Annotated in this window: 11 protein-coding genes; 5 read left to right on the top strand and 6 right to left on the bottom strand. The window is 70.4% G+C overall.

All coding sequences use genetic code 11. The annotated features are described in order from the left end of the window. Positions 1–25: 25 nt before the first annotated feature. The 4 genes from ASF30_RS03045 (at position 26) to ASF30_RS03030 (ending at position 3,688) form a co-directional block, all read left to right on the top strand. Complete coding sequence (locus ASF30_RS03045; RefSeq protein WP_055901265.1) at positions 26–706, top strand: TetR family transcriptional regulator; 681 nt, start codon at positions 26–28, stop codon at positions 704–706. Positions 707–823: 117 nt separating this feature from the next. Next, positions 824–2,491, top strand: a complete 1,668-nt coding sequence (locus ASF30_RS03040; RefSeq protein ID WP_157496910.1) for a substrate-binding domain-containing protein — start codon at positions 824–826, stop codon at positions 2,489–2,491. 144 nt (positions 2,492–2,635) lie between these two features. Further along, the gene (locus tag ASF30_RS03035) at positions 2,636–3,031 is read left to right on the top strand and encodes a ribonuclease E inhibitor RraB (RefSeq protein WP_055901259.1); all 396 of its coding nucleotides are present in this window, start codon (positions 2,636–2,638) and stop codon (positions 3,029–3,031) included. A gap of 93 nt (positions 3,032–3,124) precedes the next feature. Continuing rightward, positions 3,125–3,688, top strand: coding sequence for an RBBP9/YdeN family alpha/beta hydrolase (locus tag ASF30_RS03030; protein WP_055901258.1), 564 nt, complete (start codon positions 3,125–3,127; stop codon positions 3,686–3,688). A 6-nt stretch (positions 3,689–3,694) separates the two neighbouring features. Here ASF30_RS03030 and ASF30_RS03025 read toward each other — a convergent pair whose 3' ends face one another. Next, entirely contained in the window at positions 3,695–5,224 is a 1,530-nt protein-coding gene (locus ASF30_RS03025; protein ID WP_235480246.1) for a DHA2 family efflux MFS transporter permease subunit, read from the bottom strand. Positions 5,225–5,445: 221 nt separating this feature from the next. Here ASF30_RS03025 and ASF30_RS03020 point away from each other — a divergent pair, with 221 nt between their 5' ends. Then, the gene (locus tag ASF30_RS03020; RefSeq protein ID WP_055901255.1) at positions 5,446–6,462 is read left to right on the top strand and encodes a magnesium and cobalt transport protein CorA; all 1,017 of its coding nucleotides are present in this window, start codon (positions 5,446–5,448) and stop codon (positions 6,460–6,462) included. Between the two features lie 59 nt (positions 6,463–6,521). Here the strand turns inward: ASF30_RS03020 and ASF30_RS03015 are convergent, their stop codons facing one another. The 5 genes from ASF30_RS03015 to ASF30_RS02995 are packed head-to-tail and all read right to left on the bottom strand — an operon-like array spanning position 6,522 to position 12,475. Beyond that, the gene (locus ASF30_RS03015; protein ID WP_055901251.1) at positions 6,522–7,664 is read right to left on the bottom strand and encodes a cysteine desulfurase family protein; all 1,143 of its coding nucleotides are present in this window, start codon (positions 7,662–7,664) and stop codon (positions 6,522–6,524) included. Then, on the bottom strand, positions 7,661–8,587 hold the full coding sequence (nadC, locus tag ASF30_RS03010; protein ID WP_082467403.1) for a carboxylating nicotinate-nucleotide diphosphorylase: 927 nt from the start codon (positions 8,585–8,587) through the stop codon (positions 7,661–7,663). The genes ASF30_RS03015 and nadC overlap by 4 nt, the downstream gene beginning before the upstream one ends. Beyond that, positions 8,581–10,290, bottom strand: coding sequence for an L-aspartate oxidase (locus ASF30_RS03005; RefSeq protein ID WP_055901248.1), 1,710 nt, complete (start codon positions 10,288–10,290; stop codon positions 8,581–8,583). The genes nadC and ASF30_RS03005 overlap by 7 nt, the downstream gene beginning before the upstream one ends. Before the next feature lie 2 nt (positions 10,291–10,292). Further along, positions 10,293–11,684 (bottom strand): quinolinate synthase NadA, encoded by a 1,392-nt coding sequence (nadA, locus tag ASF30_RS03000; protein ID WP_055901245.1) that lies wholly within the window; start codon positions 11,682–11,684, stop codon positions 10,293–10,295. Next, positions 11,681–12,475, bottom strand: a complete 795-nt coding sequence (locus tag ASF30_RS02995; protein ID WP_235480245.1) for an NUDIX hydrolase — start codon at positions 12,473–12,475, stop codon at positions 11,681–11,683. The genes nadA and ASF30_RS02995 overlap by 4 nt, the downstream gene beginning before the upstream one ends. Positions 12,476–12,631: the final 156 nt, after the last annotated feature.

The raw sequence follows: 12,631 nt of genomic DNA, 5'->3' as shown, positions 1-12,631 counted from the left end.
TTCCGACGATGAGGAAAGACTCAGGATGAACGTCGCAGCACCGTTCCATCGGGCTCGCAGCGACGAGCAGCGCGCCGAGCGGCGCGAGGCGATCCTGGATGCCGCTGCAGCGGTCCTCGCCGAGTCGCGCGTCTCCGAGCTGAGCCTCACGGCCCTGGCGCACCGCGTCGGACTCGCGAAGTCGAATGTGCTGCGCTACTTCGATTCTCGCGAGGCCGTGCTCCTCGAGCTCTACGATCGGGAGTTCCGTGCCTGGCTGGCGTCGGTGACGACGTCGACGGATGCGGACCCCGCTGCGGCCGCGACGATCGACGGCCTCGCGGCCATCATCGCCGCCACCGCCGCCGACAGGCCGGTGTTCTGCGACCTCTGCGCCAGTGCCGCCGTGGTCCTCGAACGGAACGTCTCCGTGGCGGCGGCCGCCGCCTACAAGCGCTCGGCGCTGGAGACCACGCGTGCCCTGGCCGACATCGCCCGTCCCGTGCTCGGTGACGATGCGGATGCGGCAGCCCTCGCCTTCTCGGGTGGCACGATCATCGTCATCGGCGGACTGTGGGCGGCATCCCAGCCCTCCCCGGCGATGGCGGAGGCCTACGCCGCCGATCCGGCCCTCGCGGCCATGCGCATCGACCTGCGCACGGGGATCAGGGAGCTCGTCGCCACGCTGCTGGCCGGCCTGCGCGAACGGGTGCCGCGGCTCGACTGAACGACCTCGTGCGATCCGTCGCGCTTCGGATACACTGACGGCGACCCCCTGACGGGGGACAACCACAACTGCACGTACTCTGGCTGCTGACGGCCTCGTATCGACAATGGAGTGATCGTGGGACGTCACACAGTGAAGCGACGCCGTCCGGGCCTGATCTGGGGTTCCATTTCCGCGCTGGTCGCCGTGTGCCTCGTCGCCGGCGGCGGCATCGCCTGGGCCAACGGCTCACTCGACGACATCCTTCCCACGGGCTCTGCCACTCCTGACTGCGAAGCGACGACCTCGTTGTCCGTCGTCGTCGATCCGGCCATGGCGCCGGTCATGAAGGCCATCGCCGCCGAACACGATGCCGACACGGGCTGCGCCGAGACCACGGTGACAGCCCAGGACTCGGCCGATACGGCCGCGGTGCTCGCTGCCGGCGGCGACCCTCACGCCGACGTCTGGATCCCGGATTCCGCCGCCTGGGGCAGCCGCACCGACGCGACGGCCGCGTCGCTCGGTCGCCCGGCTCCCATGGTGGACTTCGGCGAACCCGTCGCGACCACGCCCGTCGTGTTCGCCGCCCCGGCCGCGCAGGCGTCGACCTTCGCCGAGAAGCAGGGCGTGGGGTGGTCGTCGGTCCTCGACGGGTCAGTGGTCGCCCTGCTGCCCGACCCCGAGGCCAACGGAGCCAGCCTCGCCGCGCTCGGCGCCCTGGGCCAGCATGCGCCTGCTGACGACCCCCGCCTGTTCGCCGGTGCGATGATCGCTCTGGGCAAGTCCATCCCGCGGTCGCTGGACGCCGCGCTCGCCTCGGCGGAATCGGCATCCGATCCCACCGTCGTCATCACGACGGAGCAGGCCGTGGCGGCGGCCAACGCCACCCCCGGCGAAGACCAGTTCCTCGCCCTCTACCCGTCGGACGGCACGGCGGGCGTCGCGTATCCCTTCGTCCGCATCGGTGGGGAGTCGACCGGCGACGACGGTCTCGACGCCGCCATCGACGATTTCGAGAAGGCCGTGCACGCCGCGGCCGACATCATCACGGCTGCGGGTTTCCGCGAGGGCGACGGCACCGGAGCCGTCGACGCTCCGGGCGTGGTCGCCCAGCCCGTCGTGCTGATGGCCGGAGCCGACGGCGCATCGCAGCTCGGCATCCTGCGCACGTGGGGCGTGCTCACCCTGCGGTCGCGCATGCTCGCCGCCATCGACGTCTCCGGCTCCATGGCGGAGCCCGCCGAGAGCGGGCTCCGGCGCATCGACATCTTCCAGCAGGCGGCATCCGGAGCCCTGCAGAAGTTCTCGGGCGAAGTGGAACTCGGGGTCTGGGTGTTCTCGACCCGACGCGACGGGGAGCAGGACTGGGAAGTCCTCGCGCCGATCTCACCGCTGGGGGATGCGGCGCACAGTCGACTGATCGCCGACATCATCGCCTCGCTGCCAGCCCGGCTCGGAGGGGCCACCGGCCTGTACGACACCACCCTCGCCGGCGTCGAGCGCGTGCGTGACGGCTACGACGCGTCGAAGGTCAACTCGCTCCTGGTCATCACCGACGGGAGGAACGAGGACGAGAACGGCATCTCCCTCGACGAGCTGTTGGCGCGATTGGAGCAGCAGGCCGACCCCGACAAGCCCGTGCCCGTCATCATGATCGGCTTCGGCCCCGACACCGATCTCGACGCCATGACGAAGATCGCCAAGGTCACGGGAGGAGCCGCCTATTCGGCGACCAAGCCCGAGGACCTGGGTGACGTGCTCGTCGACGCGCTCTCGCAGCGCTCCTGTCGCCCCGACTGCTGAGCCGACGGCGCTTCGAGTGCCTGCCCGATCCGCCCCGCGATCAGGGAGATTCCTCCGAGAGCGCTGGGAGCTGTGCAGAGGGGATGCGCCCCGAACGGGGGAGTCGCTACTGTAACCACTAATGGTCACAGAAGGGATCAACGAATGACCGACGAGTACACCCGACGTCTCGCCTCTCAGTTCGCCGTCGATCGCACCCAGATCGACAATCGCCGTATCCTCGGCGACGACCTGTCCCGGCTTCGCGAGGTCGAACATTTCGCCTCCTTCCCGACGGATGACGACGCCCAGGCGGCCGTCCGCGAGCTCGAACGGCTGTCGTTCCGGTGCTCGACGATGTCGACGAGCTCGTCGCACGTCATGTGCGCCGTGCGCCTCGACGCTGTCGACGAGGAGAGCGCCCGGTACTTCGTGCGTGCAGTCACGGCCATCGTCGACGCTCACGCCGGAGACTACGACGGCTGGGGCGCGCCCGTCGTCACAGCTCGTCGGCCCCTCGTGGTGGTTCCCGATTCTCCTGACGAGATCCGCTGGGCGTGACGGCCCTCCGTCTCGCACCGTGGCGGATTCTCGACGAAGTGTGACCCTCGACCGGCGGCCGTGGAGCGAGCTGCACTGGCAGAGTTGACTCCCATGAGCATCGTGATCGTGCCCGGGATCGACGGGTCGGGTGACCGGCACTGGCAGACACTCTGGCAGCGTGCCGACGCCGGCATGGTGCGCATCGAGCTGGCCTCCTGGAGCGAACCCGACCTCGAGGACTGGATCGCCGCACTCGATGACGCCGAGGCACGCGCGCGGGCGGTCGACCCCGGATCCGGCATCCTCGTCGTGGCCCACAGCCTCGGATGCCTCGCCGCCGTCGAATGGCTGGGGCGCGGGCACGGGGCGGGAGTCGTCGGCGCTGTCCTGGTGGCACCGCCCGACGAGGCGATCGCCGTGTTCCCGGAGCGCTGCCCGAGCTTCATCGGGATCGCCCGGCACCCGCCATCGGTTCCGCTGCTGCTGATCGCGAGCAGCGATGACCCCTTCTGCTCGACGGATGCCACGGCTCGGCTGGCGGAGCGGTGGAGCGCCGAGCTCGTCGTCGCCGGCGATCTCGGGCACATCAACAGCGACAGTGCGCTCGGGACGTGGGCCGACGGCCGGAGGCTCGTCGACGACTTCGCGGGCAGGGTGTTCAGCGCCGCAGCCTGACCGGCGTCAGTGCGCCATGACTCCCTCGGGGGCGTCGACGGGCTTGCGGATGAAGAACGCCGCGACGATGCCGAACATGGAGATGATCGCTCCGGCCAGGAACGCCGCCTGCACGCCGCCGGCAGCCGCCGCGTCTGCACTCGCCCCCGCAGCACTCAGCGTCGCCGTCTGGGTGGCCATCAGGGTGATGAAGAGGGCGGTGCCTGCAGCGCCGGCCACCTGCTGCACGGTTCCGATCACGGCGCTGCCGTGCGAGTAGAGGTGCGGTTGCACCGAGCCGAGTCCCGCAGTGAACAGTGGGGTGAACAGGAAGGCGAGGCCGACGCTCAGCACGATGTGGGCCGCGAGCACGAAGAGCGGCGACGTGTCCTCGGACACCGTCGTCAGCGCCCACAGCACTCCGCTCACGACGATGGCGCCGGGAACGAGGAGAACGCGCGGACCGACCCTGTCGTAGAGGCGCCCGACCAGCGGTGCGAGCAGGCCCATGATGAGCCCACCGGGCAGCAGGATGAGGCCGATCTGCCAGGTCGGCAGGCCGAGCACCTGCTGCATGTAGATCGGCAGCACGATGATGGTGCCGAACAGCGCCATCATGCTGACGGCCATCATCACGACGGAGAACGAGAACGTCCGTGAGGTGAAGACGCGCAGGTCGAGAAGTGCGCGGTCCCGGCGCTGCAGCAGGAGCTGGCGCAGGATGAACGCGGCCAGCGAGAGGATGCCGACGCCGAGCGAGATCCACATGGGCATCGCGGCGATGACGGCGTCCTCGCCGGCTGCCGGAGTCTCGCCGATGCGGCTGAGCCCGTAGACGATGCCGCCGAATCCGAAGGCCGACAGCACGACCGAGAGGGCATCGATGGGGGCCTTGCGCGTCTCGCCGACGTTCTGCAGGCGGCGGTAGCCGAGCAGGAGCATCGCCAGCGCGATGGGAAGCACGATCCAGAACATCCAGCGCCAGGACAGCAGCGAGAGCACGACGCCCGAGATGATCGGACCGATGGCCGGGGCCACCGAGATCACGATCGACACGTTTCCCATGGTCCTGCCGCGTTCGGCCGTGGGAACCACGGTCATGATCGTGGTCATCAGCAGCGGCATCATGATGGCCGTTCCCGAAGCCTGGATGATGCGGGCGGCCAGGAGCACCTCGAAGCCCGGAGCAAGGGCGGCCAGCAGGGTGCCGATCGAGAACAGCGTCATCGCCGTGATGAACATGGCCCTGGTGGTGAAGCGCTGCAGCAGGAAGCCCGTCACGGGGATGACGATGGCCATGGTGAGCATGAACGAGGTCGAGAGCCACTGGGCCGCACGTGCGTCGATTCCCAGGTCGAGCTGGAGCGTCTTGATGGCGACGCTCATGATCGTCTCGTTCAGGATGACGACGAATGTGGCCACCAGCAGTACCCACAGGACGTTGCGTTCGCGGCCGGCGCGTGACGAGCGTTCTGCGGCGGTCTCGGCAGCACCGACGGCATGGCCGGTGGCGAGATCACTCGGCGCCGGGGCGTCGGCGGTGGTCTTGTCGGTCACGGGGATCCCCTTAGCGATGCGAGGTCTGGGCTGGGCGAACGAGGGCGGCGCCGGCCCCGAACAGCTTTCGCGTGTACTGAATGCGAACCCGACCGGGAGGATGCACATTCCCGATCCGATCGAGAATTCACTTCGAGGTGCGAGTCTTCAGCGAGGGTAACGCGACCCGCCGACAGGGCGGCGTACTCTGAGGCCGTCCGTCCGCCCCACCGAAGGATCCCATGGCCGTCATCGACAACGCCGTCTACGTCGACGGGAAGCGGGTGGCGACGCCCGAGACCCTCGACCTCACCCTCGAGGCCAAGGCCGAACTCGGCGGCTTCGCCTGGATCGGGTTGTACAGGCCCAGCGAGACCGAGCTGAGCGCCGTCGCGGCCGAATTCGGCCTGCACCACCTTGCGGTCGAGGACGCCAGCACCGGACACCAGCGCGCGAAGCTGGAGCGCTACGGCGACACCCTGTTCGTCGTGCTGCGCCCGGCACGCTACCTCGACGACGTGGAGGAGGTTGAGTTCGGCGAGGTGCACATCTTCGTCGGGCCGGACTTCGTGGTCAGCATCCGTCATGCCGAGGCACCCAACCTCGCTGCGGTGCGACACAGGCTCGAGGCGGCACCAGACCTGCTCGCCCAGGGACCCGAGGCCGTGCTCTACGCCATCCTCGACGAGGTCGTCGACGAGTACACGCCGGTCATGGCGGGCCTCGAGAACGACATCGACGAGATCGAGGACCAGATCTTCGATGGCGACCAGGCCGTGTCACGCCGCATCTACGACCTCTCGGGCGAGGTCATCAAGTTCCAGCGCGCCACCCAGCCTCTCGTCGGCATGCTCGCCGGCCTGCAGGCTGGTTCGGAGAAGTACGGCGTCGACATCGAACTGCAGCGCCATCTGCGCGACGTGAACGACCACGTGCTGCGCATCATCGACCGCGGCGACTCCTACAGGCAACTGCTGCAGAGCGCCCTCACGGTGCAGCTCACCCTGGTGGGCCAGCGCCAGAACGACGAGATGCGCAATCTCTCGGAGACGAACATCGCCCAGAGCGAGGAAGTGAAGAAGATCTCCAGCTGGGCGGCCATCCTGTTCGCGCCCACCCTCGTCGGAACCGTCTACGGCATGAACTTCGACCACATGCCCGAGCTGCACTGGACCCTGGGCTACCCGTTCGCCCTGCTGCTCATGCTGGCGATGGGGTTCGGGCTGTACAAGGTGTTCAAGAAGCGCGGCTGGCTGTAGGGCGCCAGCGCGTAGGCGTGTCGGCGGTCGGCGCGTCGGCGCGTCGGCGTGTCAGTGCTTCAGCCGCGGATGCCGGAGACGGCCTCGACGGCCTGAGCCGTGGCGGCGGCGGCCGTCGCGAGCTCGTCGGCCGTCGTCGTGCTCGCGAGGGTGAAGCGCACGGCCGTCTGCGCGACCTCGGCGTCGAGGCCGAGCGCCAACAGCACGTGCGATGCCTCCTCGCTGCCGGCCGCGCACGCCGATCCGCTGGAGCTGATGATGTCGCGCTGCTCCAGTTCGAGGAGCACGGCCTCGCCGCTGGTTCCCGGGAAGACGAAGGATGCGGTGCCGGGCAGTCGCCGGGTCGCGTCGCCGGTCAGACGTGCCGAGGGGACGGACGCGAGCACGGCCGCGATGAAGGCGTCTCGGCGCTCGGTCGCCCCGGCCGCCGCGTCAGCCCGCTCCGCCTCGGCCAGGCGCAGCGCTGTGGCGAAGGCGACGGCTCCGGCCACGTTCTCGGTGCCGCTGCGGCGTTCGCGCTCCTGACCGCCACCGTGGAGCACGGGTTCGAGCGGGATGCGTCCGCGCACGATGAGGGCGCCGATGCCCTTGGGTGCGCCGACCTTGTGCCCGGCCAGCGAGAGGGCGTCGACGCCCAGCTCGTCGATGCCCAGGGGGAGCCATCCGGCAGCCTGCACGGCATCGGTGTGGAACGGGATCCCGCGTGCCGAGGCCACGGCCGCCAACTCGGCGATGGGCTGGACCGTGCCGACCTCGTTGTTCGCGTACTGGATGCTCACCAGGGTCGTGTCGTCGCGGATCGCGGCGGCGAGATCGGCGGCCGAGACGAGGCCGCCGGCGTCCACGGGCAGCACCGTGACCTCGAAACCGTGCACCCGCTCCAGGAACGCGACGGACTCGAGCACGGCCTCGTGCTCGATCGGCGTGGTGACGATGTGCCGGCCCCGAGGCGTCGCCAGGGTCATGCCCTTGACGGCCAGGTTGTCGGCCTCGGTGCCGCCCGAGGTGAAGATCACGTCGCCGGGTCGGCATCCGGTCACGCGGGCGACCTCGGCACGGGCGTCGCGCAGGGCACGGGCGGCGATCTCGCCCACGGAGTGCACGCTCGACGGGTTGCCGAAGCTTCCGGTGAGGAACGGCCACATGGCCTCGATCGCCTCGCGCCGCACCGGCGTCGTCGCGGCGTTGTCGAGGTAGATCACGGTGAGCTCGTGCTGGCGGATGGAGCCGTGACGGATGCCGCGGATCCTGCGGTCGCTGTCGAGTTTGCGGTCGCCTCGATCACCACGTCGAGCCCGAGGTCGAGTGAGCGCACGGAGTGGGTCAGGGCGCCAACCGAGATGACGTCGACGCCGGTGGCGGCGATGGCGCGGACGGTGTCGAGGTTCACGCCCCCGCTGGCCTCGACGATCGCACGTCCGGCGACGATGGCGACGCCCTCCCGCAGCTGATCCGGTGCGAAGTTGTCGAGCATGATGGTGTCGATGCCGGCCGCCAGCACGGGCTCGATCTGGTCGATGCGGTCGACCTCCACCTCGAGATGCGTCGTGTGCGACAGGCTGGCGCGCACGGCGAGGAGCGCATCCGTCACCGACAGGCCTCCGGCGGTGAGAACGGCGAGGTGATTGTCCTTGGCCATGACCGCATCCGAGAGCGAGTGTCGGTGGTTGTGGCCGCCGCCATCGCGCACGGCCTGGCGCTCGAGCACCCGGAGCCCCGGCGTGGTCTTGCGGGTGTCGACGATGCGCGCCCTCGTGCCCTCAGCCTCGGCGACGTAGCGGGCCGTGAGGGTGGCGATACCGGCCATGCGCTGCACGAAGTTCAGCCCGATGCGCTCGGCCTGCAGGATGCCGTGGGCCGGGCCAGAGACCTGGGCGAGCACGGCGCCGGCCGCGAAAGGCTCGCCGTCGGCCACGTCGAGCGTCACGACGATGCGCGGGTCGGTGAGCCTGAAGGCCGCCTCGAAGACGCTGGCGCCGCTGAATACGCCGGACTCGCGCGCCACGAGACGGGCTGTCGCCGACGCGGCCTCGGGGATGAGGGTCGCGGAGGTGATGTCGCCCCACGGAGCGTCCTCCTCGAGCGCGGCGGCCACGATGCGGTCGATGGCGGCTGGGGTCAGCATGCGAGCGAGTCCTCTCGAAGGGGAGCGCGAACCGCCTGGTGCGGGTTCGCGACGGGGAAGTCGGAGCGGAAGTGGGCGCCGCGCGACTCCTCGCGGGCGAGGGCGGCGTCGACGATGAGTCGGGCGAGGTCGAGCAGGTTCGCATCCTCGATGACGGATGCCGCACACGCACGCGTGGTGGCTGGTCGCTGCAGCCCTGCGAGTTCGGCGCGAGCGGCGCGGAGGCCGTCGCCCGATCGCAGCACTCCGGCCCGCTCCCAGAGCAGCCCCTGGATCCGCTCACGGAGGGTGCCGGCAACCTCCGCGTCCGCCGCATCCGCCGCCGCATCCGCCGCCACGTCCGCTGGCAGAGCCACAGACGCGCCAGCGGCTGCGGCGAAGCCGAGGAGACCAGTGCGTGGTCCCTTTGCTTCGCGGCGCTCGCTTCGCTCCCGTCGCTCTGCGAGCGGGGCAGTCCCCAGGTCACGCACGGCCCGATCCGCGAAGACCGCAGCCTCGAGCAGCGAGTTCGACGCCAGGCGGTTCGCACCGTGCACGCCCGTGCACGCGACCTCGCCCACGGCGTACAGGCCGGCGAGCGAGGTGCGCCCCCACGTGTCGGTCGCGACGCCGCCCATCCAGTAGTGCGCGGCCGGCGACACCGGAACCGGCTGCACGGCCCAGTCGTAGCCGGCGGCCCTGCACGCTGCGGTGATGGTGGGGAAGCGGGCTTCGAGCTCCTCGCGGCCGATGGCCGTGGCGTCGAGCAGCACGGGGGAGCCGCCCTGAGCCGCCATCTCGACGGCGATGGCCCGAGCGACCACGTCGCGGGGAGCGAGTTCGGCGAGCGGATGCACGTCGAGCATGAGGCGCTCGCCGCGGGCGTTGCGCAGCACGGCGCCCTCGCCACGAACGGCCTCGGAGACGAGGGGCGTCCCCGGGACGGCCAGCGCCGTGGGGTGGAACTGCAGGAACTCGAGATCGGCCATCCGCGCACCGGCCCGCCACGCGGCCGCGGCGCCGTCGCCCGTCGCAACGGCGGGGTTCGTCGTGTGGCGGTACAGCTGGCCCGCGCCTCCGGTCGCGAGGATCACGGCGTCGGCGCGGATCTCCCAGCGCGAGACCGGAGTCGCTGCGGGTGGGAAGGGCTTCGGACCCGCAGCATCGTCGTTCTCGGCGGCGCGAGGGGCGCCGGCGGCAACGCCCGACCACTCGGGACCCTGCAGCAGGGCACCGACGACGCCGCCGGCATCGGTCATCAGCTCGACGAGCAGGGTGTGCTCGTGGATCTCGGCAGCACGCTGCCGCACCGTCGCGATGAGGGCGTGCTCGATGGCGGCGCCTGTCGCGTCGCCGCCGGCGTGCAGCACGCGAGCTCGACGGTGCGCGGCTTCGAGTCCCCGTGCCAGGCCGGAGCCCGACGCGTCGCCGTCGAAGGCGACGCCGAAGCGGATGAGGTCGCGCACCCGGGCCGGTCCCTCCTCCACCAGCACGCGGGCGGCATCGATGTCGCAGAGGCCGTCGCCGGCGCTCAGGGTGTCGAGCAGATGGGCGTCGGTCGAGTCGTCGGGGAACAGGGCAGCCGCGATGCCGCCCTGGGCGTAGGCGGTGTTGCTCTCGGCGAGGGCGCCCTTCGTCACGAGCGTGACGCTGTGGCCGGCATCCGTCGCCCGCACGGTGGCGAACAGCCCCGCGAGGCCGCTGCCGATCACCAGCACGTGCATGGTCAGGCTCCGACGACGGCGGTGACAGGGGCCGGGGCGGTGACGGATGCGGATCCGCCGCCGGATGCCGGAGGCCTGGCGGCCAGCATCCGCTCCAGTGCGACCCGGGCCGGAGCGGCGACGTCGTCGCCCACCGTGATGCGGTTGAGCACCTCGGCCGGCCGCTCCGCCGAGCCGACGAGGGCCTCGAGCACCCACGCGAGGTAGCCCGGGTGGATGCGGTACATCGTCGAGCAGGGGCAGATCACCGGATCGAGGCAGAAGATCGTGTGCTGCGGGTACTGCGCGGCGAGACGCTGCACGAGGTTGATCTCGGTGCCGATGGCGAAGGTCGAGCCCGCCGGCGCCGCGGCGATCGCCTTGGTGATGTAGTCGGTCGAGCCGTACTCGTCGGCCGCATCGACCACGGCCATCGGGCACTCCGGGTGCACGATCACGCGCACGCCGGGGTGGTCGATGCGCGCCTGCGCGATCTGGTCGACCGTGAAGCGGCGGTGCACGCTGCAGAAGCCGTGCCAGAGGATGACCTGCGCGTCGAGCAGCTCGGCCTGCCCGTTGCCGCCCAGCGCCTTGCGCGGGTTCCACATCGGCATCTGCTCGAGGGGTACTCCCATGGCCTTGGCGGTGTTCCGGCCGAGGTGCTGGTCGGGGAAGAAGAGCACGCGCTGGCCGCGCTCGAACGCCCACGCCAGCACCGTCTCCGCGTTCGACGAGGTGCAGACGATGCCGCCGTGCTCACCGCAGAAGCCCTTGAGCGCCGCCGACGAGTTCATGTAGGTCACGGGGATGACGGGAACACGGCCGTCCGCATCGGGCTCGGTGCCGTAGAGGGCCTCGAGCTGCTCCCAGCACTCCTGCACGGAGTCGATGTCGGCCATGTCGGCCATCGAGCAGCCGGCGGCGAGGTTCGGCAGGATGACGGCCTGCTCCGGCCGCGACAGCAGGTCGGCGGTCTCGGCCATGAAGTGCACGCCGCAGAAGATGATGGCCTCGGCGTCGGGCTTCGCCTTCGCCGCGTTGGCGAGCTGGAACGAGTCGCCCACGAAGTCGGCGTAGGCGATGACCTCGTCGCGCTGGTAGAAGTGCCCGAGGATGACGACGCGCTCGCCGAGGGTCTCCTTCGCTGCTCGGATGCGGGCGTCGAGCTCGTCGGCGGATGCCGTGCGGTAGGCGGACGGAAGCTCACCCTGCCGCGGTGAGCCGACGGGGATCACGTCGCCCATCGACGACCCGGGTCCGTAGCCCAGGGGGCCGGCGTCGAACTCCCAGGGGCCGGCGGCGAGGTCGGGGGAGCAGGTGCTTCCCTCGGCCTGGCCGGCCTGGACGAGCTGGATGGTGCGGTCGACGGATGCATCGACGGATGCGCCGCCGAGCTCGATGCGCGAGATGGTCATCGCTGTTCTCCTGTGGATGGAACGGACGGAGCGGACACTGACGGGCCGGCCACTGACTGGCCGCCCGGAACGGACTCTGGGCCGAGGGGCCCGCGGTCGGCGAGGTCGATGGAGGCGTCGTAGCGGTACAGCCGCGGCGGGCGATGCCTGGTGCCGGCGACGACCTCTCCGGTCGCGACGACGGTGCCGGATGCCTCGACCGTGCGACGGAAGTTGGCCGGGTCGATGGGGCGTTGCAGCACGGCCTCGTAGACCTCGCGCAGCTCGGCGAGGGTGAAGGTCGCCCCGAGGAAGGCGTGCGCGATGGCGGCGTACTCCACCTTGGTGCGCAGCCGCCAGAGCGCGTAGTCGATGATGCGGTTGTGGTCGAAGGCGAGCGGCGGCAGTTCGTCGGCGACGAACCAGCGCACGTTCTCGCTCTCGGACGCCCGTTCGGCCTCCGCGGACTGCACCATCGCCCAGTAGACGACCGAGACGACGCGGCGGCCGGGGGAGCGCTCCAGCTCACCGAAGGTGTAGAGCTGCTCGAGGTAGGTGGGCGCCAGCCCCGTGGTCTCGCCGAGCGTTCGAGCCGCAGCGCTGACCAGCTCCTCGTCGACGGGGAGCCAGCCGCCTGGCAATGCCCAGAGGTCCTTCTGCGGGTTCCTCGTGCGGCGCACCAAGGGGATCCAGAGCGTCATGCGCCCGGTCGTCTCGTGCGGACGCAGCGCGAAGATGACCGTCGAGACGGCCAGGGCGGCGGCGTCCGTCGCCCCCGGTGCCCGTTCCGGCATCGCTCCTGCTGCAGTCATGGCCGCATCCGTTCGAGTGGAAGTCGAGTAAAGGTCAGAGTGACCGTAACTCACTGGACTCACCTTACAGTCATATCGACCTGAACTCCAATCCGAGCACGCGGCCACCGTCTGAAGGCGAAGCGGCCTCGGTGTGAAGGCGCCGGTGCCTCGAGC

This window comes from Leifsonia sp. Leaf264 (assembly GCF_001422325.1).
In the GTDB taxonomy this organism is placed as follows: Bacteria; Actinomycetota; Actinomycetes; order Actinomycetales; family Microbacteriaceae; genus Orlajensenia.
The sequence above is the reverse complement of the archived record's forward strand: the minus strand, read 5'-3'. Positions and strand labels throughout refer to the sequence as shown.

What these genes read in the sequence shown, in the direction of transcription:
- ASF30_RS03035 (WP_055901259.1), top strand. Translation starts at nt 2,636, where the DNA reads ATGACCGACGAGTACACCCGACGTCTCGCCTCTCAGTTCGCCGTCGAT.
- ASF30_RS02995 (WP_235480245.1), bottom strand. Translation starts at nt 12,475, where the DNA reads ATGACTGCAGCAGGAGCGATGCCGGAACGGGCACCGGGGGCGACGGAC.
- ASF30_RS03045 (WP_055901265.1), top strand. Translation starts at nt 26, where the DNA reads ATGAACGTCGCAGCACCGTTCCATCGGGCTCGCAGCGACGAGCAGCGC.
- nadC (WP_082467403.1), bottom strand. Translation starts at nt 8,587, where the DNA reads ATGCTGACCCCAGCCGCCATCGACCGCATCGTGGCCGCCGCGCTCGAG.
- ASF30_RS03020 (WP_055901255.1), top strand. Translation starts at nt 5,446, where the DNA reads ATGGCCGTCATCGACAACGCCGTCTACGTCGACGGGAAGCGGGTGGCG.
- nadA (WP_055901245.1), bottom strand. Translation starts at nt 11,684, where the DNA reads ATGACCATCTCGCGCATCGAGCTCGGCGGCGCATCCGTCGATGCATCC.
- ASF30_RS03030 (WP_055901258.1), top strand. Translation starts at nt 3,125, where the DNA reads ATGAGCATCGTGATCGTGCCCGGGATCGACGGGTCGGGTGACCGGCAC.
- ASF30_RS03005 (WP_055901248.1), bottom strand. Translation starts at nt 10,290, where the DNA reads ATGCACGTGCTGGTGATCGGCAGCGGCCTCGCGGGGCTGTTCGCCACC.